Origin of the sequence: Citrobacter sp. CK185, assembly GCF_030333565.1 — a bacterium.
Classification (GTDB): domain Bacteria; phylum Pseudomonadota; class Gammaproteobacteria; order Enterobacterales; family Enterobacteriaceae; genus Citrobacter_B; species Citrobacter_B koseri.
Genome location: NZ_JAOWFR010000022.1, coordinates 245,993 through 269,346, shown reverse-complemented (window position 1 = coordinate 269,346; position 23,354 = coordinate 245,993). Strand labels below are relative to the sequence as shown.

General features: G+C 53.1%; 23 protein-coding genes, 1 other RNA gene and 2 pseudogenes. 15 read left to right on the top strand and 11 right to left on the bottom strand.

Annotation, left to right across the window (positions count from 1 at the left end; translation table 11 throughout):
- The first annotated feature begins 183 nt into the window (after positions 1 to 183).
- The 14 genes and pseudogenes from garL to OGV79_RS21690 form a co-directional block, all read left to right on the top strand.
- Positions 184 to 954, top strand: coding sequence for a 2-dehydro-3-deoxyglucarate aldolase (gene garL / locus OGV79_RS07025; protein WP_024130976.1), 771 nt, complete (start codon positions 184 to 186; stop codon positions 952 to 954).
- A 28-nt stretch (positions 955 to 982) separates the two neighbouring features.
- Positions 983 to 1,873, top strand: a complete 891-nt coding sequence (gene garR, locus OGV79_RS07020) for a 2-hydroxy-3-oxopropionate reductase (RefSeq protein ID WP_115625947.1) — start codon at positions 983 to 985, stop codon at positions 1,871 to 1,873.
- Between the two features lie 96 nt (positions 1,874 to 1,969).
- Positions 1,970 to 3,115, top strand: a complete 1,146-nt coding sequence (gene garK / locus OGV79_RS07015) for a glycerate 2-kinase (protein ID WP_058668141.1) — start codon at positions 1,970 to 1,972, stop codon at positions 3,113 to 3,115.
- A gap of 32 nt (positions 3,116 to 3,147) precedes the next feature.
- Positions 3,148 to 3,526: RNase P RNA component class A (gene rnpB / locus OGV79_RS07010), an RNA gene on the top strand.
- A 771-nt stretch (positions 3,527 to 4,297) separates the two neighbouring features.
- Positions 4,298 to 5,236 (top strand): transcriptional regulator TdcA, encoded by a 939-nt coding sequence (gene tdcA / locus OGV79_RS07005; RefSeq protein ID WP_047461068.1) that lies wholly within the window; start codon positions 4,298 to 4,300, stop codon positions 5,234 to 5,236.
- A gap of 103 nt (positions 5,237 to 5,339) precedes the next feature.
- The gene (gene tdcB / locus OGV79_RS07000; RefSeq protein WP_012135254.1) at positions 5,340 to 6,329 is read left to right on the top strand and encodes a bifunctional threonine ammonia-lyase/L-serine ammonia-lyase TdcB; all 990 of its coding nucleotides are present in this window, start codon (positions 5,340 to 5,342) and stop codon (positions 6,327 to 6,329) included.
- A gap of 34 nt (positions 6,330 to 6,363) precedes the next feature.
- Positions 6,364 to 7,695, top strand: a complete 1,332-nt coding sequence (gene tdcC, locus OGV79_RS06995) for a threonine/serine transporter TdcC (protein ID WP_012135253.1) — start codon at positions 6,364 to 6,366, stop codon at positions 7,693 to 7,695.
- 31 nt (positions 7,696 to 7,726) lie between these two features.
- A complete protein-coding gene (tdcD, locus tag OGV79_RS06990) occupies positions 7,727 to 8,935 on the top strand; it encodes a propionate kinase (RefSeq protein ID WP_024130974.1) in 1,209 nt (402 codons plus the stop codon).
- Between the two features lie 32 nt (positions 8,936 to 8,967).
- A complete protein-coding gene (gene pflB, locus OGV79_RS06985; RefSeq protein WP_112001527.1) occupies positions 8,968 to 11,262 on the top strand; it encodes a formate C-acetyltransferase in 2,295 nt (764 codons plus the stop codon).
- Between the two features lie 13 nt (positions 11,263 to 11,275).
- Positions 11,276 to 11,671: an enamine/imine deaminase gene (locus OGV79_RS06980; RefSeq protein ID WP_012135250.1), complete on the top strand. Its 396-nt coding sequence runs from the start codon at positions 11,276 to 11,278 to the stop codon at positions 11,669 to 11,671.
- Positions 11,672 to 11,771: 100 nt separating this feature from the next.
- Complete coding sequence (gene tdcG, locus OGV79_RS06975) at positions 11,772 to 13,136, top strand: L-serine ammonia-lyase (RefSeq protein ID WP_286468192.1); 1,365 nt, start codon at positions 11,772 to 11,774, stop codon at positions 13,134 to 13,136.
- A gap of 381 nt (positions 13,137 to 13,517) precedes the next feature.
- Complete coding sequence (locus OGV79_RS06970) at positions 13,518 to 14,849, top strand: SLC5/6 family protein (RefSeq protein ID WP_024130973.1); 1,332 nt, start codon at positions 13,518 to 13,520, stop codon at positions 14,847 to 14,849.
- A 25-nt stretch (positions 14,850 to 14,874) separates the two neighbouring features.
- Positions 14,875 to 16,185, top strand: a complete 1,311-nt coding sequence (locus tag OGV79_RS06965) for an L-cysteine desulfidase family protein (protein WP_071257772.1) — start codon at positions 14,875 to 14,877, stop codon at positions 16,183 to 16,185.
- A gap of 15 nt (positions 16,186 to 16,200) precedes the next feature.
- Positions 16,201 to 16,293, top strand: a pseudogene (locus OGV79_RS21690) (hypothetical protein); the annotation flags it as partial.
- A 20-nt stretch (positions 16,294 to 16,313) separates the two neighbouring features.
- On the opposite strand, the gene OGV79_RS06960 reads toward OGV79_RS21690, so the two are convergent.
- Together OGV79_RS06960 and OGV79_RS06955 are read right to left on the bottom strand one after the other, a co-directional pair.
- The gene (locus OGV79_RS06960) at positions 16,314 to 16,478 is read right to left on the bottom strand and encodes a protein YhaL (protein ID WP_047463896.1); all 165 of its coding nucleotides are present in this window, start codon (positions 16,476 to 16,478) and stop codon (positions 16,314 to 16,316) included.
- A gap of 26 nt (positions 16,479 to 16,504) precedes the next feature.
- A complete protein-coding gene (locus OGV79_RS06955; RefSeq protein WP_110493768.1) occupies positions 16,505 to 17,206 on the bottom strand; it encodes a pirin family protein in 702 nt (233 codons plus the stop codon).
- 104 nt (positions 17,207 to 17,310) lie between these two features.
- Here OGV79_RS06955 and yhaJ point away from each other — a divergent pair, with 104 nt between their 5' ends.
- Complete coding sequence (yhaJ, locus tag OGV79_RS06950; RefSeq protein WP_012135243.1) at positions 17,311 to 18,207, top strand: DNA-binding transcriptional regulator YhaJ; 897 nt, start codon at positions 17,311 to 17,313, stop codon at positions 18,205 to 18,207.
- A gap of 89 nt (positions 18,208 to 18,296) precedes the next feature.
- Here yhaJ and OGV79_RS06945 read toward each other — a convergent pair whose 3' ends face one another.
- The 9 genes and pseudogenes from OGV79_RS06945 to yqjA form a co-directional block, all read right to left on the bottom strand.
- On the bottom strand, positions 18,297 to 18,662 hold the full coding sequence (locus OGV79_RS06945; protein WP_012135242.1) for a DUF805 domain-containing protein: 366 nt from the start codon (positions 18,660 to 18,662) through the stop codon (positions 18,297 to 18,299).
- 156 nt (positions 18,663 to 18,818) lie between these two features.
- Positions 18,819 to 19,814 carry a glutathione S-transferase family protein gene (locus OGV79_RS06940; protein ID WP_286468190.1) on the bottom strand — a complete coding sequence of 332 codons (996 nt, stop codon included), beginning with the start codon at positions 19,812 to 19,814 and terminating at the stop codon, positions 18,819 to 18,821.
- 68 nt (positions 19,815 to 19,882) lie between these two features.
- Entirely contained in the window at positions 19,883 to 20,275 is a 393-nt protein-coding gene (locus OGV79_RS06935; protein WP_012135240.1) for a DoxX family protein, read from the bottom strand.
- Between the two features lie 277 nt (positions 20,276 to 20,552).
- Positions 20,553 to 20,852, bottom strand: a complete 300-nt coding sequence (locus tag OGV79_RS06930) for a YqjK-like family protein (protein WP_286449084.1) — start codon at positions 20,850 to 20,852, stop codon at positions 20,553 to 20,555.
- Positions 20,842 to 21,247, bottom strand: a pseudogene (locus tag OGV79_RS06925) (phage holin family protein). Before OGV79_RS06925 ends, OGV79_RS06930 begins: the two are co-directional and overlap by 11 nt.
- Before the next feature lie 2 nt (positions 21,248 to 21,249).
- Positions 21,250 to 21,555, bottom strand: a complete 306-nt coding sequence (locus OGV79_RS06920; protein WP_012135237.1) for an ElaB/YgaM/YqjD family protein — start codon at positions 21,553 to 21,555, stop codon at positions 21,250 to 21,252.
- A gap of 41 nt (positions 21,556 to 21,596) precedes the next feature.
- The gene (locus tag OGV79_RS06915) at positions 21,597 to 21,965 is read right to left on the bottom strand and encodes a DUF1090 domain-containing protein (RefSeq protein ID WP_049010354.1); all 369 of its coding nucleotides are present in this window, start codon (positions 21,963 to 21,965) and stop codon (positions 21,597 to 21,599) included.
- A gap of 147 nt (positions 21,966 to 22,112) precedes the next feature.
- Entirely contained in the window at positions 22,113 to 22,496 is a 384-nt protein-coding gene (mzrA, locus tag OGV79_RS06910; RefSeq protein ID WP_153257880.1) for an EnvZ/OmpR regulon moderator MzrA, read from the bottom strand.
- Between the two features lie 3 nt (positions 22,497 to 22,499).
- Positions 22,500 to 23,162 carry a DedA family general envelope maintenance protein YqjA gene (gene yqjA, locus OGV79_RS06905; protein WP_012135234.1) on the bottom strand — a complete coding sequence of 221 codons (663 nt, stop codon included), beginning with the start codon at positions 23,160 to 23,162 and terminating at the stop codon, positions 22,500 to 22,502.
- Between the last annotated feature and the right edge of the window lie 192 nt (positions 23,163 to 23,354).

Here is a 23,354-nt window from a genome sequence, read left to right as displayed (position 1 = left end):
TATTCATTGTGAATATTAAAATTGAGCAATACAACAATGTTTAGCGGCGTAAGTATGATTATACTGATTCACGACTTTCATTATCCGCTATCGATAAAATATCAGCGTAATTCCTTAGATGAGCAAATCGAAATATCTCCCGGAATTGCGGAAATAAATAATGATTCATCCAGGGTATAAATGATGAGTAACGATATCTTCCCAAACAAATTTAAAGCTGCGCTGGCAGCGCAACGCATTCAGATCGGCTGTTGGTCCGCGCTGGCAAACCCTATCAGTACGGAAGTGTTAGGGCTGGCAGGTTTTGACTGGCTGGTGCTGGATGGCGAACATGCGCCGAACGATATCTCAACTTTTATTCCACAACTGATGGCGTTGAAAGGCAGCGCCAGCGCGCCGGTGGTACGGGTGCCGACGAACGAGCCGGTCATCATTAAGCGTCTGCTGGATATCGGTTTCTATAACTTCCTGATCCCGTTTGTCGAGACGGAAGAAGAAGCCGTTCGCGCCGTGGCCTCGACGCGTTATCCGCCGGAAGGCATCCGTGGGGTCTCCGTTTCCCATCGCGCCAATATGTTTGGCACCGTGCCGGATTACTTTGCCCAGTCAAATAAGAACATCACCATTCTGGTGCAGATCGAAAGCCAGCAGGGGGTGGATAACGTTGATGCTATCGCGGCCACTGAAGGCGTTGACGGTATTTTTGTCGGCCCAAGCGATCTGGCTGCGGCGTTAGGTCATCTTGGTAACGCCTCTCACCCGGAAGTACAGAAAACCATTCAGCATATCTTTGCCCGCGCCAAAGCCCACGGTAAACCGTGCGGCATTCTGGCGCCGGTCGAAGCCGACGCGCGCCGCTATCTGGAATGGGGCGCGACGTTCGTTGCCGTGGGGAGCGATTTGGGCGTGTTCCGCTCCGCCACGCAAAAGCTGGCTGACGCCTTTAAGAAATAACCACCACTGAAACAAGAGAGAGAAGATTATGACGATGAAAGTAGGTTTCATTGGCCTGGGCATCATGGGTAAACCAATGAGCAAAAACCTCCTCAAAGCCGGTTACTCGCTGGTGGTTTCTGACCGTAACCCTGACGCGATTGCCGAAGTTATTGCCGCAGGCGCAGAAACCGCAACCACGGCAAAAGCCGTTGCCGAACAGTGCGATGTGATTATCACCATGCTGCCGAACTCGCCGCATGTGAAAGAAGTGGCGCTGGGCGAAGGCGGCATTATTGAAGGCGCGAAGCCAGGCACCGTTTTGATCGATATGAGCTCTATCGCTCCGCTGGCAAGCCGTGAAATCAGCGATGCGCTGAAAGCAAAAGGTATCGATATGCTGGATGCGCCGGTAAGCGGCGGCGAGCCGAAAGCGATCGACGGCACGCTGTCGGTGATGGTCGGCGGCGATAAAGCGATTTTCGATAAATATTACGATCTGCTAAAAGCAATGGCCGGTTCCGTGGTGCATACCGGTGATATTGGCGCGGGCAACGTGACCAAACTGGCTAACCAGGTGATTGTCGCGCTGAACATCGCAGCCATGTCTGAAGCGCTGACGCTGGCGACCAAAGCGGGGGTGAACCCGGATCTGGTGTATCAGGCGATTCGCGGCGGTCTGGCGGGTAGCACCGTGCTGGATGCGAAAGCGCCGATGGTGATGGAACGGAACTTCAAACCGGGCTTTCGCATCGATCTGCATATTAAAGATCTGGCGAATGCGCTGGACACCTCTCATGGCGTAGGCGCGCAACTGCCGCTGACCGCCGCCGTGATGGAAATGATGCAGGCGCTACGTGCCGATGGTCTGGGCTCGGCCGACCATAGCGCCCTGGCCTGCTACTACGAAAAACTGGCGAAAGTGGAAATCGCTCGCTAATGACGTCATGCCCGGTCGCGCGCGGCGGTCCGGGCCTATGACCCTGGCCGGATAAGTGAAACGCCATCCGGCGTTGTGCAGTAACAGGCTACAACTATGAAAATCGTAATCGCCCCAGACTCTTATAAAGAAAGCCTTTCTGCCGCTGAAGTTGCGCAGGCGATAGAAAAAGGATTCCGGGAAATTTTTCCCGATGCGCAGTATGTTTCTATCCCGGTCGCTGACGGCGGAGAGGGAACGGTCGAAGCCATGATTGCCGCCACGCATGGAACGCAGTATACCGCTTTTGTGACGGGGCCGCTGGGGGAGACCGTCATGGCCAACTGGGGCATGTCCGGGGACGGCAGCACCGCGTTTATTGAAATGGCGGCGGCCAGCGGGCTGGCGCTGGTTCCGCCAGAAAAGCGTAATCCGTTGATTACTACGTCGCGCGGCACCGGAGAGCTGATCCTGCATGCGCTGGAGCACGGTGCCAGAAGCATTATCATCGGCATTGGCGGCAGCGCGACCAATGACGGCGGCGCGGGCATGGTGCAGGCGCTGGGCGCCCGATTAACGGATGCGAACGGTACTGAAATTGGGAACGGCGGCGGCAGCCTGAACAGCCTGAATGCGATTGATATCTCTGGTCTCGATCCGCGTTTAAAAACGTGTGCTATCCGGGTGGCCTGCGATGTGACCAATCCACTGACGGGCGAAAATGGCGCGTCGCGAATCTTTGGGCCGCAGAAAGGCGCGACCGAAAAGCTCATTCATGAACTGGATGGCAATCTTGCTCATTATGCCGACATGATTAAAAAGTCGCTGCGCGTGGATGTGGAAAATGTCCCCGGCGCGGGCGCGGCTGGCGGGATGGGGGCGGCCTTAATGGCTTTCCTCGGCGCAGAGTTACGCAGCGGCATTGAGATAGTCACCACGGCGCTCAATCTGGAAGAACATATCCACGACTGCGCGTTAGTCGTCACCGGCGAAGGGCGTATCGACAGCCAGAGTATTCACGGCAAAGTACCGATAGGCGTCGCCAGTGTGGCGAAAAAGTATCATAAGCCAGTGATTGGGATCGCGGGGAGTCTGACGCATGATGTGGGAGTGGTGCATCAGCATGGCATTGATGCCGTGTTCAGCGTGCTTACCCGCATTGGCACGCTGGATGAAGCCTTTCGCGGCGCGTTTGATAATATCTACCGCGCCTCGCGAAACATCGCCGCAACGCTGGCGATAGGAATGCGCAGTGCAGGGTGACAATGGCGTGCAAACCCTCTATACTGCGCGCCGAAGCTGACCAGACAGTCGCCGCTTCGTCGTCGTCCCTTTCGGGGGAGACGGGCGGAGGGGAGGAAAGTCCGGGCTCCATAGGGCAGGGTGCCAGGTAACGCCTGGGGGGCGCAAGCCCACGACCAGTGCAACAGAGAGCAAACCGCCGATGGCCCGCGCAAGCGGGATCAGGTAAGGGTGAAAGGGTGCGGTAAGAGCGCACCGCGCGGCTGGTAACAGTTCGCGGCACGGTAAACTCCACCCGGAGCAAGGCCAAATAGGGGTTCATAAGGTACGGCCCGTACTGAACCCGGGTAGGCTGCTTGAGCCAGTGAGCGATTGCTGGCCTAGATGAATGACTGTCCACGACAGAACCCGGCTTATCGGTCAGTTTCACCTCTTCATGTAAAAACCCGCTTCGGCGGGTTTTTGCTTTCATAGCGTTTGGGTTCCCGGTACTGCCTGATGGCAGAGCGCTTTGGTAGGCCGGATAAGACGCGTGAGCGTCGCTATCCGGCGGATTCCCCGCAGAAGGTGCCCGATCGCGCTGCGTAACATAATTTCCCCGCCAAAAGATATTTCTTGTTCTGTGACCACTAACACAAAACGCTGTGTGGTGATTTTTTAACCGGATAAAAGATTGGCTGTTGATCGCTATCACAAAATTACGCGCTACAAAAATTGACAATCACAGTGTTAATATATTGTTGGTAATGATAATGGTGTGTATTAAATGAATTAAATATTCGTGTGTGTAATGTTTTTTTACAAACAAATAAGAAGAAAAAATGTGATATGCCACAATCTTTAATCCCAATAAGGGCGTAATTGTACTTATTTTTGATTAATTGTCCGTTAAATTTAAACGTAAATCTGCGTGTTAATTATGCGATAATTGATTGAATTATCGTCTTTCCCGAATTTGTAAAATAGCGAATGAAACGCATATGTTATCGCCATAAAATATTGTTATCCCCTCATGATTTTTTGACAAAAATCATGATAAAGTGCAGTCGTGTTCTTTCAACTTGTTGATAATAAATGATTTATTTTTTAAAAAATAAGCTTACAAAGTGTAAGGTAAGTTAATTTGTGAGTAGTCGCACATAACCATGTAACCTTTATTTGGTACACTTCATGCCGTCAACAAAGTAATTAGTGCAGGTCGATATGAATACTATTCTTCTCCCTAAAACACAGCACTTGGTGGTCTTTCAGGAAGTCATTAGAAGTGGTTCTATCGGTTCTGCCGCAAAAGAGTTAGGGTTAACTCAGCCTGCTGTAAGTAAAATTATCAATGATGTTGAGGCCTATTTTGGCGTTGAGTTAATCGTTCGCAAAAATACCGGTGTCACGTTAACCAGCGCAGGTCAGGTGCTGCTTACCTGGTCTGAATCCATCACCCGTGAAATGAAAAACATGGTGAACGAGATGAACAGCATGACCTGCAACACGGTGGTCGACGTTTCGTTTGGTTTTCCTTCGTTGATTGGCTTTACCTTTATGTCTGACATGATTCATAAATTTAAAGAGGTGTTCCCAAAAGCGCAGGTGTCGATGTATGAAGCGCAGCTCTCCTCGTTCCTGCCCGCGATTCGCGACGGACGCCTGGATTTCGCTATCGGCACGCTCAGTGATGAGATGAAACTACAGGATCTACACGTGGAGCCGCTTTTTGAGTCAGAGTTTGTCCTGGTGGCCAGTAAGTCCCGAACATGCACCGGCATCACCACACTGGAATCGTTGCAGAACGAACAGTGGGTGTTGCCACAAACGAATATGGGCTACTACAGCGAACTCCTCACCACGTTACAAAGAAATGGCATCAGCAGTGAAAACATCGTTAAAACAGATTCCGTTGTCACTATTTATAATCTTGTTCTCAATGCTGATTTTCTGACCGTCATTCCCTGCGATATGACATCTCCATTCGGTTCAAACCAGTTTATTACGATTCCAGTAGAGGAAGACTTACCGGTCGCGCGTTATGCCGCGATCTGGTCTAAAAATTATCGGATTAAAAAAGCAGCATCGGTTTTGGTGGAATTAGCCAAAGAATATTCATCTTATAATGGTTGCAGACGAAAGCAATTAATAGAAATTAAGTAACGGATTAAATTTAATTTAATCAAAAACTGATGCCATCTGTCTGAATATCAGACGTTGGTACTGACTATTTATTTTACCTTAATACCCAGGTTAAGAGGTTATAATGCATATTACATACGATCTCCCGGTTGCGATTGAAGATATCCTCGAAGCGAAAAAAAGACTTGCGGGGAAAATTTATAAAACAGGTATGCCGCGCTCTAACTATTTCAGCGAGCGCTGCAAAGGCGAAATATTCCTTAAGTTCGAAAATATGCAACGCACGGGCTCTTTTAAAATCCGCGGTGCGTTTAACAAACTCAGTTCATTAACGGAAGAAGAAAAACGTAAAGGCGTGGTGGCTTGCTCTGCCGGTAACCATGCGCAAGGGGTGTCTCTCTCCTGCGCGATGCTCGGTATCGACGGCAAAGTCGTGATGCCGAAAGGCGCGCCGAAGTCCAAAGTGGCGGCCACCTGCGACTACTCCGCTGAAGTGGTGCTGCACGGTGACAACTTCAACGATACCATCGCCAAAGTGAGCGAAATTGTTGAGACTGAAGGCCGCATTTTTATTCCACCTTATGACGATCCGAAAGTGATTGCCGGGCAGGGAACGATTGGCCTGGAAATTATGGAAGATCTGTATGATGTCGATAACGTCATTGTACCAATTGGCGGCGGCGGTCTGATTGCCGGTGTCGCGATTGCTATTAAATCCATTAACCCGACAATTAAAGTTATTGGCGTACAGTCCGAAAACGTACACGGCATGGCGGCATCTTATCATGCAGGAGAAATAACCACTCACCGAACGACCGGCACCCTGGCGGATGGTTGTGATGTTTCTCGCCCGGGTAATTTAACGTATGAGATTGTTCGTGAATTAGTGGATGACATTGTCCTGGTCAGCGAAGATGAAATTCGTAACAGCATGATTGCATTAATTCAGCGCAATAAAGTCGTCACTGAAGGCGCTGGCGCACTGGCATGTGCCGCATTATTAAGCGGGAAATTAGATAGCTATATCCAGAACAGAAAAACGGTCAGCATTATTTCTGGCGGCAATATCGATCTTTCTCGTGTATCGCAAATTACGGGCTTAGTTGACGCTTAAACCCGGCTATTAATCTTTTCGTTGAGGATAGGATATGAGTACTACTGATAGCATTGTATCCAGCCAGACAAAACAGTCGTCCTGGCGTAAATCGGACACCACATGGACACTGGGACTATTTGGTACTGCCATCGGCGCCGGGGTGTTGTTCTTCCCTATTCGCGCAGGGTTTGGCGGGCTAATCCCGATTCTTTTGATGCTGGTGTTGGCCTACCCCATCGCGTTTTACTGCCACCGTGCGCTGGCGCGCCTGTGTCTTTCCGGTTCTAACCCTTCCGGCAACATCACAGAAACGGTAGAAGAGCACTTTGGTAAAACAGGCGGCGTGGTCATCACGTTCCTGTACTTCTTCGCTATCTGTCCGCTGCTGTGGATTTATGGCGTAACCATTACCAACACCTTTATGACCTTCTGGGAAAACCAGTTGCAGATGCCGGCGCTTAACCGTGGCTTTGTGGCGCTGTTCCTGCTGCTGCTGATGGCTTTCGTTATCTGGTTTGGTAAAGACCTGATGGTTAAAGTGATGAGCTACCTGGTATGGCCGTTCATTGCCAGCCTGGTGCTGATCTCTCTGTCGCTGATCCCTTACTGGAACTCTGCGGTTATCGATCAGGTGGATCTCAGCAATATCGCGTTAACCGGGCATGACGGCATTCTGGTTACCGTGTGGCTGGGTATCTCCATCATGGTGTTCTCCTTTAACTTCTCGCCTATCGTCTCTTCTTTCGTGGTTTCCAAACGTGAAGAGTATGAGAAAGACTTTGGTCGTGAATTTACCGAGCGTAAATGTTCACAGATCATCTCCCGCGCCAGCATGCTGATGGTGGCCGTGGTGATGTTCTTCGCCTTCAGCTGCCTGTTCACGCTCTCTCCGGCCAACATGGCGGATGCGAAAGCGCAGAACATTCCGGTGCTCTCATATCTGGCGAACCACTTTGCGTCGCTGTCTGGCACTAAATCAACGTTTGCTACGGTTCTGGAGTACGGGGCTTCCATCATCGCACTGGTCGCTATCTTCAAATCGTTCTTCGGTCACTATCTGGGCACGCTGGAAGGCCTGAACGGTCTGGTGCTGAAGTTTGGTTACAAAGGCGATAAAACCAAAGTTTCACTGGGCAAACTCAACACCATCAGCATGATCTTCATCATGGGTTCCACCTGGGTTGTGGCATACGCCAACCCGAACATTCTGGACCTGATTGAAGCAATGGGTGCGCCGATCATTGCCTCGCTGCTCTGCCTGCTGCCGATGTACGCCATCCGTAAAGCGCCGTCACTGGCGAAATACCGTGGTCGTCTGGATAACGTGTTTGTGACCGTGATTGGTCTGCTGACCATCCTGAATATCGTGTACAAACTGTTCTAATCCTTTAGCTCAGGATGAGCGGAGTAGTGAAATGAATGAATTTCCGGTAGTTCTGGTGATTAACTGTGGATCGTCTTCCATTAAGTTTTCAGTACTGGATGCAACCCATTGCGATGTGTTAATGGCAGGAATTGCGGACGGTATTAATTCTGAAGATGCGTTTTTATCCGTAAATGGAGGAGAGCCAGCTAAGCTGGCTCACCACAGCTACGAAGGCGCATTAAAGGCGATTGCGTTTGAACTGGAAAAACGTAATTTAATCGACAGCGTGGCCTTAATTGGCCACCGTATTGCCCACGGCGGAAATATCTTTACGGCATCAGCCATTATTACGGATGAAGTTATCGAGAATATCCGCCGGGTTTCTCCTTTAGCGCCGTTACATAATTACGCCAATTTAAGCGGAATTGAATCGGCGCAGCATCTTTTCCCGGGCGTACAGCAGGTGGCGGTATTTGATACCAGCTTCCATCAAACGATGGCGCCTGAAGCCTATTTGTACGGCTTGCCGTGGAAATATTTTGAGGAGTTGGGCGTCCGGCGCTATGGCTTTCATGGCACCTCGCACCGCTATGTCTCGCAGCGTGCGCATGACCTTCTTGCGCTACAGGAAGAGGACTCGGGTCTGGTTGTCGCGCATCTGGGCAATGGCGCTTCTATCTGTGCCGTTCGTAACGGTCAAAGCGTCGATACCTCTATGGGGATGACCCCGCTGGAAGGGCTGATGATGGGCACCCGCAGCGGCGATGTGGACTTCGGCGCGATGGCGTGGATTGCCAGCGAAACCAACCAGACGCTGGGCGATATGGAACGCGTGGTGAATAAAGAGTCTGGTTTGCTGGGGATTTCCGGTCTGTCATCTGACTTACGTGTGCTGGAAAAAGCCTGGCATGAAGGGCATGAACGTGCGCAACTGGCGATTAAAACCTTTGTGCACCGTATTGCCCGCCACATTGCCGGGCATGCCGCATCGTTACACCGTCTGGACGGTATTATTTTTACCGGGGGGATTGGCGAAAACTCCGTGTTAATTCGCCGTCTGGTCATTGAACATTTGGCTGTTCTGGGCGTGAAATTAGATCACGAGATGAATAGCCTGCCTAATTCTCACGGTGAAAGAATTATCTCCAGCAAAGACACCAACGTTATTTGTGCCGTCATTCCAACGAATGAAGAAAAGATGATTGCCCTCGACGCTATTCATTTAGGCAAAGTTAACGCACCTGTGGAATTTGCATAATTTATTGTTGTTCTGTAGAGAGACTATTTTTCATGAAGGTAAATATCGATACCAGCGATATGCTGTATGCCGAAGCCTGGCTTGGCTTTAAAGGTACGGACTGGAAAGAAGAAATTAATGTCCGTGATTTTATTCAGCACAACTATACGCCCTATGAGGGAGATGAATCCTTCCTCGCGGAAGCCACGCCTGCGACTACCGCATTGTGGGAAAAAGTTATGGCGGGTATTCGTATTGAAAACTCGACGCATGCGCCAGTCGATTTCGATACCAATATTGCGACCACCATTACTGCCCATGACGCGGGTTATATTGAGCAGGAGCTGGAAAAAATCGTCGGTTTGCAAACCGATAAGCCACTCAAGCGCGCGCTGCATCCGTTTGGCGGCATCAACATGATCAAAAGCTCATTCCAGGCGTATGGTCGTGAAATGGATGCTGATTTTGAATATCAGTTTACCGAGCTGCGTAAAACCCATAACCAGGGGGTATTCGACGCGTATTCGCCGGATATGCTGCGCTGCCGTAAATCCGGGGTGCTGACCGGCTTACCGGATGGCTACGGCCGTGGGCGCATTATCGGCGACTATCGCCGCGTTGCGCTGTACGGTATCCGTTATCTGGTGCGCGAGCGTGAGTTGCAGTTTGCCGACCTCCAGTCAAATCTGGAGTGGGGGCAGAACCTTGAAGCGACGATTCGCCTGCGTGAAGAGCTGGCCGAACACCGTCGTGCGCTGCTGCAAATGCAGGAAATGGCCGCTAAATACGGTTGCGATATCTCCCGTCCGGCGCGTAACGCGCAGGAAGCCGTCCAGTGGCTTTACTTCGCCTATCTGGCAGCGGTGAAATCGCAGAACGGCGGCGCAATGTCGCTGGGCCGTACCGCGTCGTTCCTCGACATCTACATTGAGCGAGACTTCAAGGCCGGGATCTTAACGGAAGAACAGGCGCAGGAACTGATCGACCACTTCATCATGAAGATCCGCATGGTGCGCTTCCTGCGCACGCCGGAATTTGACACGCTGTTCTCCGGCGATCCGATTTGGGCAACCGAAGTGATCGGCGGTATGGGGCTGGATGGCCGCACGCTGGTGACCAAAAACTCCTTCCGCTATCTGCATACCCTGCACACGATGGGGCCTGCGCCAGAGCCGAACCTGACCGTGCTGTGGTCAGAAGCGCTGCCGGTCGCCTTTAAAAAGTATGCGGCACAGGTGTCGATCGTCACTTCATCTTTGCAGTATGAAAATGACGATCTGATGCGCGCTGACTTTGACAGCGATGATTACGCCATTGCCTGCTGCGTCAGTCCAATGGTCATCGGTAAGCAGATGCAGTTCTTCGGCGCCCGCGCCAACCTCGCTAAAACGCTGCTGTATGCAATCAACGGCGGTGTGGATGAGAAGCTGAAAATCCAGGTCGGGCCGAAAACGGCGCCATTAATGGATGAAGTACTGGATTACGACACGGTGATGGAGAGCCTTGACCACTTCATGGACTGGCTGGCGGTGCAGTACATCAGCGCGCTGAATATCATCCACTACATGCACGACAAGTACAGCTACGAAGCGTCGCTGATGGCGCTGCACGATCGTGACGTTTATCGCACGATGGCATGCGGCATCGCGGGGCTGTCCGTGGCGGCGGATTCGCTGTCCGCCATCAAGTACGCGAAGGTGAAACCGGTGCGCGACCACAACGGGCTGGCAGTCGATTTTGTCATCGAAGGCGAATATCCGCAGTACGGCAACAACGACGAGCGCGTGGACAGCATTGCCTGCGATCTGGTTGAACGCTTTATGAAGAAAATTAAAGTGTTGCCAACCTACCGCAACGCGGTGCCGACGCAGTCCATTCTGACCATCACCTCGAACGTGGTGTACGGCCAGAAAACCGGGAACACGCCGGATGGACGTCGTGGCGGTACGCCGTTCGCGCCGGGTGCGAACCCGATGCACGGCCGTGACCGTAAAGGCGCTGTCGCTTCGCTGACTTCCGTCGCGAAACTGCCGTTCACCTATGCCAAAGACGGGATTTCCTACACCTTCTCCATTGTGCCTGCGGCGTTGGGCAAAGATGACGGCGTGCGGAAAACCAATCTGGTCGGCCTGCTGGACGGATACTTCCATCATGAAGCGCATGTGGAAGGCGGCCAGCACCTGAACGTCAACGTGATGAACCGTGAAATGCTGCTGGATGCCATCGAGCACCCGGAAAGCTATCCGAACCTGACGATCCGCGTGTCCGGCTACGCCGTGCGCTTTAATGCGCTCACCCGCGAGCAACAGCAGGATGTGATTTCACGTACCTTTACCCAGGCGATATAACGCCGGAGGCGCTATGAGAAAGATTATTGCCACCCAACATGCACCGGGAGCCATCGGCCCCTACGTACAGGGTGTGGATTTGGGCAGTATGGTGCTGACCTCAGGTCAGATCCCGGTATGCCCGCAAACGGGCGAGGTCGCGGAAAATGTCGTCGATCAGGCGCGTCAGAGCCTGGAAAACGTCAAAGCGATTGTGGAAGCTGCGGGCCTGAAAGTGGGCGATATCGTAAAGACCACTGTGTTCATTACCGATCTGAACGATTTCACCACCATCAACGAGGTGTATCAGCAGTTCTTTGATGAGCATCAGGCGACTTACCCTACGCGCAGCTGTGTGCAGGTCGCCCGTTTGCCGAAGGATGTGAAGCTGGAGATTGAAGCTATCGCGGTGCGTGGCGATACGCTGTAACCCCCTGCGGGGCGATCGTCAGGATCGCCCCGATCCCAAAAACGAGTGTGAAACTATTTGATGTCTGGTCTCCACTGAACGGCAATCCGAGGTTCTGGATATGATTAGCGCATTCGATATTTTTAAGATTGGCATTGGACCTTCCAGCTCCCATACCGTAGGGCCGATGAATGCAGGAAAATGTTTTATCGATCAACTGACCTGCAAGGGTGATTTACTTCGCACGACGCGTATTACGGTTGATCTGTATGGATCGTTATCGCTGACCGGGAAAGGTCATGCGACGGATACCGCCATCATGATGGGGCTGGCAGGCAACAGCCCGCAAAACGTGAATATCGACGCGATTCCCACCTTTATTGAAGACGTAACGCGCAGCGGACGCCTGCCGGTGGCCGAGGGAGCGCACGTTGTTGATTTCCCGGTAGCAGACAGCATTCTCTTTCACGCCGAAACGCTACCGCGCCATGAAAACGGGATGCGTATTACGGCATGGAACGGGCAAGAGACGCTATTGAGCAAAACCTATTACTCCATCGGCGGCGGGTTTATCGTCGAAGAGGAGCGTTTCGGGCAGGCGCATGATGTCGAAACGCCTGTGCCTTATGATTTTCACTCGGCCAGCGAACTGCTGAAACTGTGTGAGCGAAACGGGCTTTCGGTCTCTGGCCTGATGATGCAAAACGAGCTGGCGCTGCGCAGCAAAGAGGAGATTGACGCCGGATTCGCGCGCATCTGGGATGTGATGCACGCCGGGATTGAACGCGGCATGAACACCGAGGGCGTACTGCCGGGGCCGCTGAATGTGCCGCGTCGTGCCGTTGCGTTAAGGCGTCTGCTGGTCTCCAGCGACAGCCTCTCCAGCGACCCGATGAACGTTATCGACTGGATCAACATGTTTGCGCTGGCCGTCAGCGAAGAGAACGCGGCAGGAGGACGGGTCGTAACGGCGCCAACTAACGGCGCATGCGGCATTATTCCTGCTGTACTGGCCTATTATGATAAGTTCCGCCGTCCGGTGAATGCCAACTCGATTGCCCGCTATCTGCTGGCTGCGGGCGCGATTGGCGCGCTGTATAAGATGAATGCGTCTATCTCCGGTGCGGAAGTGGGCTGTCAGGGTGAAGTTGGCGTCGCCTGCTCGATGGCTGCGGCAGGGCTGACGGAACTGCTGGGCGGTAGTCCATCGCAGGTTTGCATTGCGGCGGAAATCGCGATGGAGCACAACCTGGGATTGACCTGCGATCCGGTGGCCGGGCAGGTGCAAATTCCTTGCATTGAACGTAACGCGATTAATGCGGTAAAAGCGGTGAATGCGGCGCGAATGGCGCTGCGGCGGACGTCTGAGCCACGGGTGTCGCTCGATAAAGTGATCGAGACGATGTATGAAACCGGCAAGGATATGAACGATAAGTACCGCGAGACTTCGCGCGGTGGGCTGGCGATTAAGGTCGTTTGTACCTGAGGTGAATAGCCGTGCCTGATGGCGCTGCGCTTATCAGGCCTACGGTTTACGTACGTTTGCAGGCCGGAGAAGGCGCAAGCGCCGCCATCCGGCAATGAATTAATCAACATGGCATGATAAAAAAGGTGCACTTTAGTGCACCTTTTTTGTTGTGATCTGCTTCAAGAATAGAAATTCAATTCTTTATTTGGATGTAAAATAGAAAATATTTCTTAACTTTTAGAAATTACAGGGGTTTGTTTGTGAAGTTTTTCTCTGATCCTGCGCGTATGATTCCCTCACTACTCCAATAACTCGCCTGCGCACGACGTACCGCGTATCGCCTTGATGCGGCACGGAAAAATAATAAAAAACTCTACCTACATATTAAGCGAGAACGTAATGGAAACGGCAACGAATAACAGCGTAATACTCGACGCATCAGCTCCGGCGCGCCGGGCAGGGATGACCGAAAGCGAATGGCGCGAAGCCATTAAATTCGACAGCACCGACACGGGCTGGGTCATCATGAGTATTGGTATGGCGATCGGCGCGGGGATTGTTTTTCTCCCGGTGCAGGTCGGTTTAATGGGGCTGTGGGTCTTTTTACTCTCCTCTATTATCGGCTATCCCGCGATGTATCTGTTCCAGCGCCTGTTCATCAACACGCTGGCGGAGTCCCCGGAATGTAAAGACTACCCGAGCGTCATCAGCGGCTATCTGGGGAAAAACTGGGGCATCCTGTTAGGCGCACTCTACTTTGTGATGCTGGTGATCTGGATGTTTGTCTACTCCACCGCCATCACTAACGACAGCGCCTCTTATCTGCACACCTTTGGCGTCACGGAAGGTTTGCTCTCCGACAGCCCGTTCTATGGACTGGTGCTGATTTGCATTCTGGTGGCGATCTCGTCACGCGGCGAGCAGCTTCTGTTCAAGATTTCGACCGGCATGGTGCTGACTAAACTGCTGGTGGTCGCGGCGCTCGGCGTCTCAATGATCGGGATGTGGCATTTGTACAACATTGGCGCGCTGCCGCCGATGGCGCTGTTGATTAAAAACGCCATCATCACCTTGCCGTTTACGCTGACCTCCATTCTGTTTATCCAGACCTTGAGTCCGATGGTGATCTCTTATCGTTCACGCGAAAAATCCATTGAGGTCGCACGGCATAAAGCGCTGCGCGCCATGAACATCGCGTTCGGCATTCTGTTTGTTACCGTCTTTTTCTACGCAGTCTCTTTCACCCTGGCGATGGGGCATGACGAAGCGGTCAAAGCCTACGAGCAGAACATCTCTGCACTGGCGATCGCCGCGCAGTTTATTAGCGGCGCGGGTGCGGGCTGGGTGAAAGTGGTCAGTGTGATCCTGAATATCTTTGCCGTTATGACCGCGTTCTTCGGCGTTTACTTAGGCTTTCGCGAAGCGACTCAGGGAATTGTGATGAACCTGCTGCGCCGCAGAATGCCTGTCGAGAAGATTAACGAACGCTTCGTGCAGCGCGGCATTATGGTTTTCGCCATCTTACTGGCCTGGAGCGCCATTGTGCTGAATGCGCCGGTGCTGAGTTTCACCTCTATCTGTAGCCCGATCTTCGGCATGGTGGGATGTTTGATCCCGGCCTGGCTGGTCTACAAAGTTCCTGCACTGCACAAATACAAGGGCGCGTCTCTGTATCTGATTATCGTCACGGGTTTGCTGCTGTGCGTTTCTCCGTTCCTGGCATTTGCTTGATCTTCCTGAAAGTAAGGTTGTTGTTATGTTTGAGTCTACAGAAAATCCGTTATGGCAGCGTTTTATCCTCGCAGTACAGGAAGAGGTAAAACCGGCACTGGGATGTACGGAACCTGTCTCTCTGGCGCTGGCGGCGGCGGTTGCCGCGGCTGAACTTGACGGCGAAGTTGAACGCGTTGACGCGTGGGTCTCGCCGAACCTGATGAAGAATGGCCTGGGCGTCACCGTACCGGGCACCGGGATGGTTGGGCTTCCCATTGCGGCAGCGCTGGGGGCGCTTGGCGGCGATGCCAGCGCGGGGCTGGAAGTGTTGAAAAACGCCTCTTCGGGGGCGATTGCGGATGCGAAAGCGATGCTGGCTGCCGGGAAGGTGTCGGTGATGTTGCAGGAGCCATGCGACGACATCCTCTTCTCACGCGCTAAAGTGTACAGCGGCGATGCGTGGGCCTGCGTAACGATCGTCGGCGGGCACACCAATATCGTGCGCATTGAAACTCACACTGGGGTGATCTTTACGCAGACCGAAAGCGTGCAGGGGGAGGCGCAAGAATCGCCGCTGTCGGTCTTATCAAAGACCTCGCTGGAAGAGATTCTGGCGTTTGTGAATGCGGTGCCGTTTGCGTCAATCCGCTTTATTCTGGAGGCTGCCAGACTGAACGGCGCGCTGTCGCAGGAAGGATTGCGCGGCACCTGGGGGCTGCATATCGGGGCGACGTTGCAAAAGCAGTGCGCACGCGGTCTGCTGGCGGACGATCTGTCGACGGCGATCCTGATCCGCACCAGCGCAGCCTCGGATGCGCGGATGGGCGGCGCGACGCTGCCAGCCATGAGTAACTCCGGCTCCGGCAATCAGGGGATCACCGCGACGGTTCCCGTAATGGTGGTGGCGGAGCATGTGGGGGCGGATGACGAACGTCTGGCGCGCGCCCTGATGCTCTCGCACCTGAGCGCGATCTACATTCACCATCAGCTTCCACGCCTGTCAGCGCTCTGTGCGGCGACCACGGCGGCAATGGGGGCGGCGGCAGGAATGGCGTGGCTGATGGATGGCCGCTATAACACGATTGCGATGGCGATCAGCAGTATGATCGGCGACGTGAGCGGGATGATATGCGACGGCGCATCGAATAGCTGTGCGATGAAGGTATCGACCAGCGCGTCTGCGGCCTGGAAAGCGGTGTTAATGGCGCTGGATGATACGGCGGTAACCGGCAACGAAGGGATTGTGGCGCATAACGTCGAGCAATCTATTTCGAATTTATGCGCGTTGGCCTGTCATGCAATGCAGCAAACCGACCGTCAGGTTATCGAAATTATGGCCAGTAAGGCGCATTAACCCTGTGGCGCGGGTTTGCCTGATGGCGCTGCGCTTATCAGGCCTACGGTAACTTGCGTTCGTAGGCCTGATAAGGCGTTTACGCCGCCATCCGGCATTACGTTTGTCGATAATCAGAAGCCGCCTTTTCAGGCGGCTTCATCTTCTTCCGCTAACCGGATCTCTGCATCCGCGACGATCGCTTCCAGTTCGGTTAGCATCTCCTCGTAGCCAAACTTCCCGGGCGCGTTTGCCGCATCCTGTGCTGCGGGTTGGGTTACGGATTGATGCTTTTTAGCCGATTTTTTGCTCACAGTCATAACTCCCTTATTTTTTCTGACTACACAGGCAAATCTATCAGTAAAGCGCGCAATGGCGTGTCGGCAACTAACGTTATGTTAGCTTCATCACGAATAAATGCGCCGTCGCCGCAGGTAAGCGCTTCTCGCTCCTCGTTATGCGTTACCGCATGAAACGTACCGTGAATCGACTGCAAATAGGCGCGTGGGCCATGCAGTTGAAAGCTCAGCGACTCGCCTTTTTTCAGCGCAATATGGTGCACCCAGACCTGCTGGCGTAATTGCAGGCTGTCATGCTCTCCATCCGGGGAGGCGAGGAGTTGCTGTTTGCTCGCGGTTAGCGTGGTTTTCTGTACCAACGGGTTTTCCCGCTCAGGACAGGCGTCCAGCCATAGCTGCATCCTGGTAAGCGACTTATCTTTACTGAGATTATGCTCGCTATAGCTAATGCCCGGCTGCGTGGCGAGCAGCAGGGCTTCGCCCGCTTTCGCCTGGACATGATTGCCTTCGCTGTCGCGATATTCCGCTTCGCCTTCCAGAATCAGGTTTAAAATATCCACCTTCGGGTAGGTGCGCGGCTGGAAGGAGGCGCCTGGCGCCAGCACTTCCTGGTTGAGTACGCGCAGGGAGGCATAGCCCAGCAGTTTAGGGTCGAAGTAGTGTCCAAAGGAGAAGGTATAACGGGCCTGCAACCATCCGTAGTCTGCCTGTCCGCACTGTTTGGCTGTTCGGGTAGTAATCATAATTCTTGACCTCTCTTTACTTCCTTTTATGTTAAGGGGCTGGACGCTGCATTGTTAGCCAGATATTCTGCCCGGTATGTTCAAATTTCCTGAATGAGAACGATATGGCCAAAGAAAGGGCGTTAACACTGGAAGCGTTACGCGTCATGGACGCAATAGATCGACGCGGGAGCTTCGCGGCGGCGGCAGATGAGTTAGGTCGCGTACCATCCGCGCTCAGCTACACCATGCAAAAACTGGAAGAAGAGCTGGATGTGGTGTTGTTTGACCGCTCCGGCCATCGGACAAAATTCACCAACGTGGGGCGTATGCTGCTGGAACGCGGGCGCGTATTGCTGGAAGCGGCAGACAAGCTGACCACCGATGCCGAAGCGCTGGCGCGCGGTTGGGAAACGCACCTGACGCTGGTGACAGAAGCGCTGGTGCCGACCTCAGCCTTCTTCCCGCTGATTGACCGACTGGCCGCGAAAGCCAACACCCAGCTTTCGGTGATCACGGAAGTGCTGGCGGGCGCCTGGGAGCGTCTGGAGCAGGGGCGGGCCGATATTGTGATTGCACCGGATATGCATTTCCGCTCGTCGTCAGAAATTAACTCCCGCAAGCTGTATACGCTGATGAACGTCTACGTGGCGGCGCCGGACCATCCGATTCATCAGGAGCCGGAGCCGTTGTCTGAAGTGACCCGCGTGAAATATCGTGGTGTGGCGGTGGCGGATACCGCCCGCGAGCGACCGGTATTGACCGTGCAGCTGCTGGACAAACAGCCGCGCCTGACGGTGAGTACCATTGAAGACAAACGTCAGGCTTTGCTGGCCGGGCTGGGCGTCGCGACCATGCCGTATCCGCTGGTCGAACAGGATATTGCACAAGGAAGACTGCGGGTCGTCAGCCCGGAATCGACCAGTGAAATTGATATTATTATGGCCTGGCGACGCGACAGCATGGGCGAGGCGAAAGCCTGGTGCCTGCGGGAAATCCCGAAACTGTTTGCCAGCAGATAAGAGCGCAAGCCCGGTTTAGCCGGATGGTGGTGCAGGCGCTCGCGTAGGCCTGATAAGCGCAGCGCCATCAGGCATCTACCGGCTTCACTTCAGGGCAGAATTTTAGGGTCCTGCCCGAAGCGGTTTTCGCCTGGCGTACCGTTCTGGCAGTTAAAGAGGATGATGACCAGCCAGCCAATAACAGGGATGAGGAGCAGCAACAGCCACCATGCGGAACGATCGGTATCATGCAACCGACGGAACTGTACTGCCCACCACGGTAAGAAAATCAGAATGCCATAAATGGTTGTCAGCACGCCTTCGCCCCCGGCGCGTTGCCAGCCGAACATCTTGTCCAGCACGCCCAACACGAACGTAAAAATGACGTTGACCAGAATAAACATCCAGTACTCTTTACGACGCGCGCGGCCGCCAAAGCCGATATAGTTCTTCAATACTTTTAAATACCAGTCCATTTTCGCCTCAACATACGGTCAATCACTTGTTTTTAAATAAGAATAGCCGTGAATGGAATGGTGGTAAATATTCGAATGATTAATGTTTAATGCATCGGGCGGGTAAGGCGAGTTAGCGCCGCCACCAGACTGTTTCCTGGTGGCGGCGTAAAGGGATTATCCCGCTTTTGCAAAGCGGACGTCGCGTCCGTGAGGCTCATTGAGATCCTGCAACGGGCCGATGGAGATAATCCCCGTCGGGTTGATGGTTTTGTGGCTACGGAAGTAGTGGTTACGGATATGGTCGAAGTTGACGGTTTCCGCAATGCCGGGCATCTGCCAGATATCGCGCAGGAAACCATAAAGGTTCAGGTAATCGCTGATGCGGTATTTGTCGCACTTGAAGTGCGTAACGTAAACCTGGTCAAAACGCACCAGCGTGGTCCACAGGCGAATGTCCGCCTCGGTTAACTGGTCGCCGGTCAGGTAACGGTGCTGCCCCAGGATTTGCTCCAGACGCGCCAGTGACTCGAACACTTTCTCTACGGCTTCATCATAGGCCTGCTGGCTGGTGGCGAACCCGGCTTTGTACACGCCGTTGTTGACGTTGTCATAAATCCAGCTATTGAGCTCGTCAATTTTTCCGCGCAGGGCCGTCGGGTAGTAATCCCCGGCTTTGGCGCCCAGCGCATCGAATGCGGTATTGAACATACGAATGATTTCCGCCGATTCATTACTGACGATGGTGTGATTCTTTTTATCCCACAATACCGGTACGGTGACGCGACCGCTGTAGTGCGGATCGGCATGCAGATAGAGTTGATACAGAAACTCGTGTTGATACAGCGTATCACCGGTTGCCGCCGGGACATTATCATCAAACGTCCAGCCATTCTCCAGCATCAGCGGATTCACAACAGAAACGGAGATAAACGGTTCCAGCCCCTTGAGCTTACGCAGGATCAGCGTGCGATGCGCCCACGGGCAGGCAAGTGAAACATACAGGTGATAGCGATCTTTTTCGGCGGTAAAGCCCCCTTCGCCAGTCGGACCCGGCGCGCCATCAGCGGTGAGCCAGTTACGGAAAGCCGATACAGAACGTTGAAATTTCCCCCCCGTAGACTTGGTGTCATACCAGGTGTCATGCCATACGCCGTCAATCAGTTGTCCCATTTTCTCTCTCCTCCAGATAGCAAAAACGAGGAGAATATCCCCTCGTTTTTTGATTCAGTATAGCGTGCTTACCACTTTTTATTCAGGACGCGGTCGATGCTGAATGCGCCCGGCCCTGTGATGGCCAGCAGCAGGAAACCGCCTGCGATGGTCAGGTTTTTCATGAACATCAGTGAGTTCACGCCTTCCGCAAAGTTGCTGTGGAAGATGAACGCGGTCAGCAGGGTAAAGCCTGCGGTAAACAGCGCCGTTGTACGGGTCAGGAAACCGAACAGAATCGCCAGACCGCCACCAAACTCAAGCAGGATAGTCAGCGGTAACAGGAACCCCGGAACACCCATCGCTTCCATGTATTGTTGGGTACCCGCATAACCGGTGATTTTTCCCCAACCTGCGGTGATAAACAGAATGGGCATCAGAATGCGCGCTACCAGTACACCAACATCTTCTAATTTTTTCATTTTACTCTCCAGGGAACCACTCAGGCTGCTGATTTCATTTTTTGTGCAATCACGCGGAATGTCGCGTCGTTGCGGTTGATGGAGAGAATCATAAACGTGACATGTAACAATTGTTAGCAAGGAAAACTGTCAATAATTTTCAAAAATTTTGAGTGACAGGGCACAGATTGCCGGATGGCGGTGTAAACACCTTATTGGATCAACAACAATACGTAGGCCCGATAAGCGTAGCGCCATCGGGCGTTATGCCGGATGGCGAGGAGGAAGGGTGCAGGAATCAGCCGCGCAGCTGCTGTTTTCGGATCGTGCTTTTGACCAGCCGCCAGGCGCTCCAGATGCCAAAACCGCGTTTTGCCCAGCGCACCAGCAGATTCGGGTGGCGAATTGTCCAGATAGCCATAACGCTGCTGCCGACCAGCGCCCAGGAACGCAGGCTGATCAGCGTGTTCCAGCCGCGATCCCAGCTGTCCGTCGCTTCCAGCCAGTCGCGACGACTGGCTGAAAGGTCCAGCCTTTGCTGCTGGATTTGGCTGAGCAGCAACGCCTTACGCTTTTGACGTTCGACTTTACTGCTCACGGCTTATCATCCTCCAGAATTTGCCGGTCGTTAGCCAGTTCATGACGCGTATGGCGTAACAGCGTTGACTGGCGGGCTTTGTGTAACGTCCAGAGTCCGCCGATCAGCGCCAGAACCAGCAACACAACGGTGGTGGCGATCATTGCATTGAGGCGATACTGAGGGTCAACCGCCCAGATGATAAGCACCATCAGGCTCATCAGACCGAACGCCGCGAAAAGCATGGTCAGCCCCAGCATCAGCAGAAGCTGAAAGAGATTCGCTTTTTCCTCTTCCAGTTCCACAACCGCCAGTCGCAGTCGGGTTTCTACCATCTCAACAAGGATAGTGACAATCCGCTGCCCGATGCCCAGAACGCTTTTGCCTGGCCCCTGCGCGTGATGAGAATCCGCCATAATTAACGACGCGTCAGCAGTACGCCCAGCACCACACCAACGGCTGCGCCAATGCCGACGCCCGTCCACGGGTTCTCGCGTACATAGTCGTCAGCGCGTGCTGCGGCTTCGCGGGTTTGTTTGGCAATCGCATCGCCGGTTTCGCCCAGACGGTTGCGGCTTTCTTTCAGCGCACGCTCGGCTTTGCTACGAATCTTACTCAACTCTTCTTTCGACTTATCGCCAGAGGAGCTAAGCACCTCTTCGAGCGTATCAGCCAGGGATTTCAACTCAGCGCGCAGATGTTCCGTAGTGTTATCTTTCGACATAGTTTTCTCCAGGTGAGTGAGTCGTTAACGTTTGATTTGACTTAGTAGTCGCGTGCCTCAAGCTTTTTCAGGTCATCCTGAGCTTCAGCCAGCTTGCGTTCACGTTTCGCAATTTTATCCGCATCGCCTTTTTGTTTTGCTTCGACCAGATCACGCTGACGTTCAGCAATCTCATCTTTTTGTTTTGCGATCTTTTTCTGATGGTCAGCACGCAGTTTACTGTCGGTGCAGTTTGCTCTGAGTTCGCTGAGCGCTTTATTCAAACCATTAATGCGGTTCTGGTTGTTGTGCTTTTCGGCGTAGCTAATTTCCTTCTGTATATCCTGCTCTTTTTCCTGACAGAGGGTATTGGCATAGCTGCCTGCACTGAGCGTGAAAAGGGTAATGGCGAAAGCGATGCGGTATTTCATTCTTGAACCTTCCATTGTGATTCGAACCCGTTACCGGGGGACGATGATCCAGGTCATAACACGGCGGACAATAAGTCCGCCTTATTAATCATAGTCAGTAAACGGCGAAATCACCAAAGTGGGTGATATGATTCGGATTCCTGGACATTAACCGAAGCGATGTGGGTTATCCCGTAAGCGGGTCAACCACTGTACGGCCTGGCTGTCGCCGTTCTGTTGGGCGATGATATAGCCATGCGGCAACGTTCTGTCCAGCACGGCCTTAGCCGCCGCGCTTTGCGCGCTGGAGTCAAACGTAATGAGCAGCGCGTCATTTTGTGGCGTGATGCTTTTGAAGCGAATGCCGTTAGCGTCCAGATGATGCCAGATGGAAAAGCCGTCCGGCATACTGACGCCCTGATGGATGGCGCGAATGGCCAGCGTGGATTCCTGCTGGCGAATGGTCGACCAGACGAGAAAAAGCACGCTCATCAGCATGAGAAAAGAGGTTGTCCAGGCCAGTTGTCGAAGCGTTATGCGTGGTTTCACCATACTCTATCCCCGATTTCCGTATTTCTTTTTCCAGAGCACCACCAGCGAACCCGCCAGCCCAAAGACCAGCAGCACCACCGGCAGCAGCATCAGACATGACATCAGTTGGTCTTCGTACTTCAGGAATACAGGCGTTTTGCCCAGCAAGTAACCCAGCGAGGTCAGGATCAGGACCCACAACAACCCGCTCATCCAGTTAAAGAATTGAAAGCGCGCGTTATTAAGGCCGGACAGACCCGCGATAGTGGGTAACAAGGTACGAACGAAAGCGATAAAACGGCCAATTAACAGCGCGGACAGGCCATGTTTATGGAACAAATGGTGAGCGCGCTGATGATAATGCGCGGGCAGATGCGACAGCCAGTTTTGTACAATACGCGTGTTGCCCAGCCATCGCCCCTGAATATAACTGACCCAGCAGCCCAGGCTGGCGGCCACGGTTAACAGCAGGAGCGTTTGCGGAAACCCCATTGCGCCTTTGGCGATAAGTACGCCGACCAGCACCAGCAAACTGTCACCAGGTAAAAAGGCGGCAGGAAGCAACCCATTTTCCAGGAACAAAATCATAAATAGTACGAAATAAAGCATGCCAATCATGGAAGGGTTGGCGAGTGTTTCAAAATCCTGAGCCCACAGGGCATTCAGTAATTGAGTCAGTAGTTCCATTCAGTATTCCTGGAGAATCGGTTAACGTCACGCCGGTTTTTTGAGTTTGCAATACCGCAACATTATTCATTTTTTACTTGGGTTGCGGACGGGCGCAAAATCGCGGCCTGAACCATTCCTTGTTAAGTTGTGAAGTAAGCAAGCACTAACACACAAAAATTCAAAATGCATCTAATTGTAACAAAGGTCGAC

Excerpts from the sequence above, each read along its gene's own strand:
- garL (WP_024130976.1), top strand. The coding sequence starts at position 184 with ATGAGTAACGATATCTTCCCAAACAAATTTAAAGCTGCGCTGGCAGCG.
- garR (WP_115625947.1), top strand. The coding sequence starts at position 983 with ATGACGATGAAAGTAGGTTTCATTGGCCTGGGCATCATGGGTAAACCA.
- garK (WP_058668141.1), top strand. The coding sequence starts at position 1,970 with ATGAAAATCGTAATCGCCCCAGACTCTTATAAAGAAAGCCTTTCTGCC.
- tdcA (WP_047461068.1), top strand. The coding sequence starts at position 4,298 with ATGAATACTATTCTTCTCCCTAAAACACAGCACTTGGTGGTCTTTCAG.
- tdcB (WP_012135254.1), top strand. The coding sequence starts at position 5,340 with ATGCATATTACATACGATCTCCCGGTTGCGATTGAAGATATCCTCGAA.
- tdcC (WP_012135253.1), top strand. The coding sequence starts at position 6,364 with ATGAGTACTACTGATAGCATTGTATCCAGCCAGACAAAACAGTCGTCC.
- tdcD (WP_024130974.1), top strand. The coding sequence starts at position 7,727 with ATGAATGAATTTCCGGTAGTTCTGGTGATTAACTGTGGATCGTCTTCC.
- pflB (WP_112001527.1), top strand. The coding sequence starts at position 8,968 with ATGAAGGTAAATATCGATACCAGCGATATGCTGTATGCCGAAGCCTGG.
- OGV79_RS06980 (WP_012135250.1), top strand. The coding sequence starts at position 11,276 with ATGAGAAAGATTATTGCCACCCAACATGCACCGGGAGCCATCGGCCCC.
- tdcG (WP_286468192.1), top strand. The coding sequence starts at position 11,772 with ATGATTAGCGCATTCGATATTTTTAAGATTGGCATTGGACCTTCCAGC.
- OGV79_RS06970 (WP_024130973.1), top strand. The coding sequence starts at position 13,518 with ATGGAAACGGCAACGAATAACAGCGTAATACTCGACGCATCAGCTCCG.
- OGV79_RS06965 (WP_071257772.1), top strand. The coding sequence starts at position 14,875 with ATGTTTGAGTCTACAGAAAATCCGTTATGGCAGCGTTTTATCCTCGCA.
- OGV79_RS06955 (WP_110493768.1), bottom strand. The coding sequence starts at position 17,206 with ATGATTACTACCCGAACAGCCAAACAGTGCGGACAGGCAGACTACGGA.
- yhaJ (WP_012135243.1), top strand. The coding sequence starts at position 17,311 with ATGGCCAAAGAAAGGGCGTTAACACTGGAAGCGTTACGCGTCATGGAC.
- OGV79_RS06945 (WP_012135242.1), bottom strand. The coding sequence starts at position 18,662 with ATGGACTGGTATTTAAAAGTATTGAAGAACTATATCGGCTTTGGCGGC.
- OGV79_RS06940 (WP_286468190.1), bottom strand. The coding sequence starts at position 19,814 with ATGGGACAACTGATTGACGGCGTATGGCATGACACCTGGTATGACACC.
- OGV79_RS06935 (WP_012135240.1), bottom strand. The coding sequence starts at position 20,275 with ATGAAAAAATTAGAAGATGTTGGTGTACTGGTAGCGCGCATTCTGATG.
- OGV79_RS06920 (WP_012135237.1), bottom strand. The coding sequence starts at position 21,555 with ATGTCGAAAGATAACACTACGGAACATCTGCGCGCTGAGTTGAAATCC.
- OGV79_RS06915 (WP_049010354.1), bottom strand. The coding sequence starts at position 21,965 with ATGAAATACCGCATCGCTTTCGCCATTACCCTTTTCACGCTCAGTGCA.
- mzrA (WP_153257880.1), bottom strand. The coding sequence starts at position 22,496 with ATGGTGAAACCACGCATAACGCTTCGACAACTGGCCTGGACAACCTCT.
- yqjA (WP_012135234.1), bottom strand. The coding sequence starts at position 23,162 with ATGGAACTACTGACTCAATTACTGAATGCCCTGTGGGCTCAGGATTTT.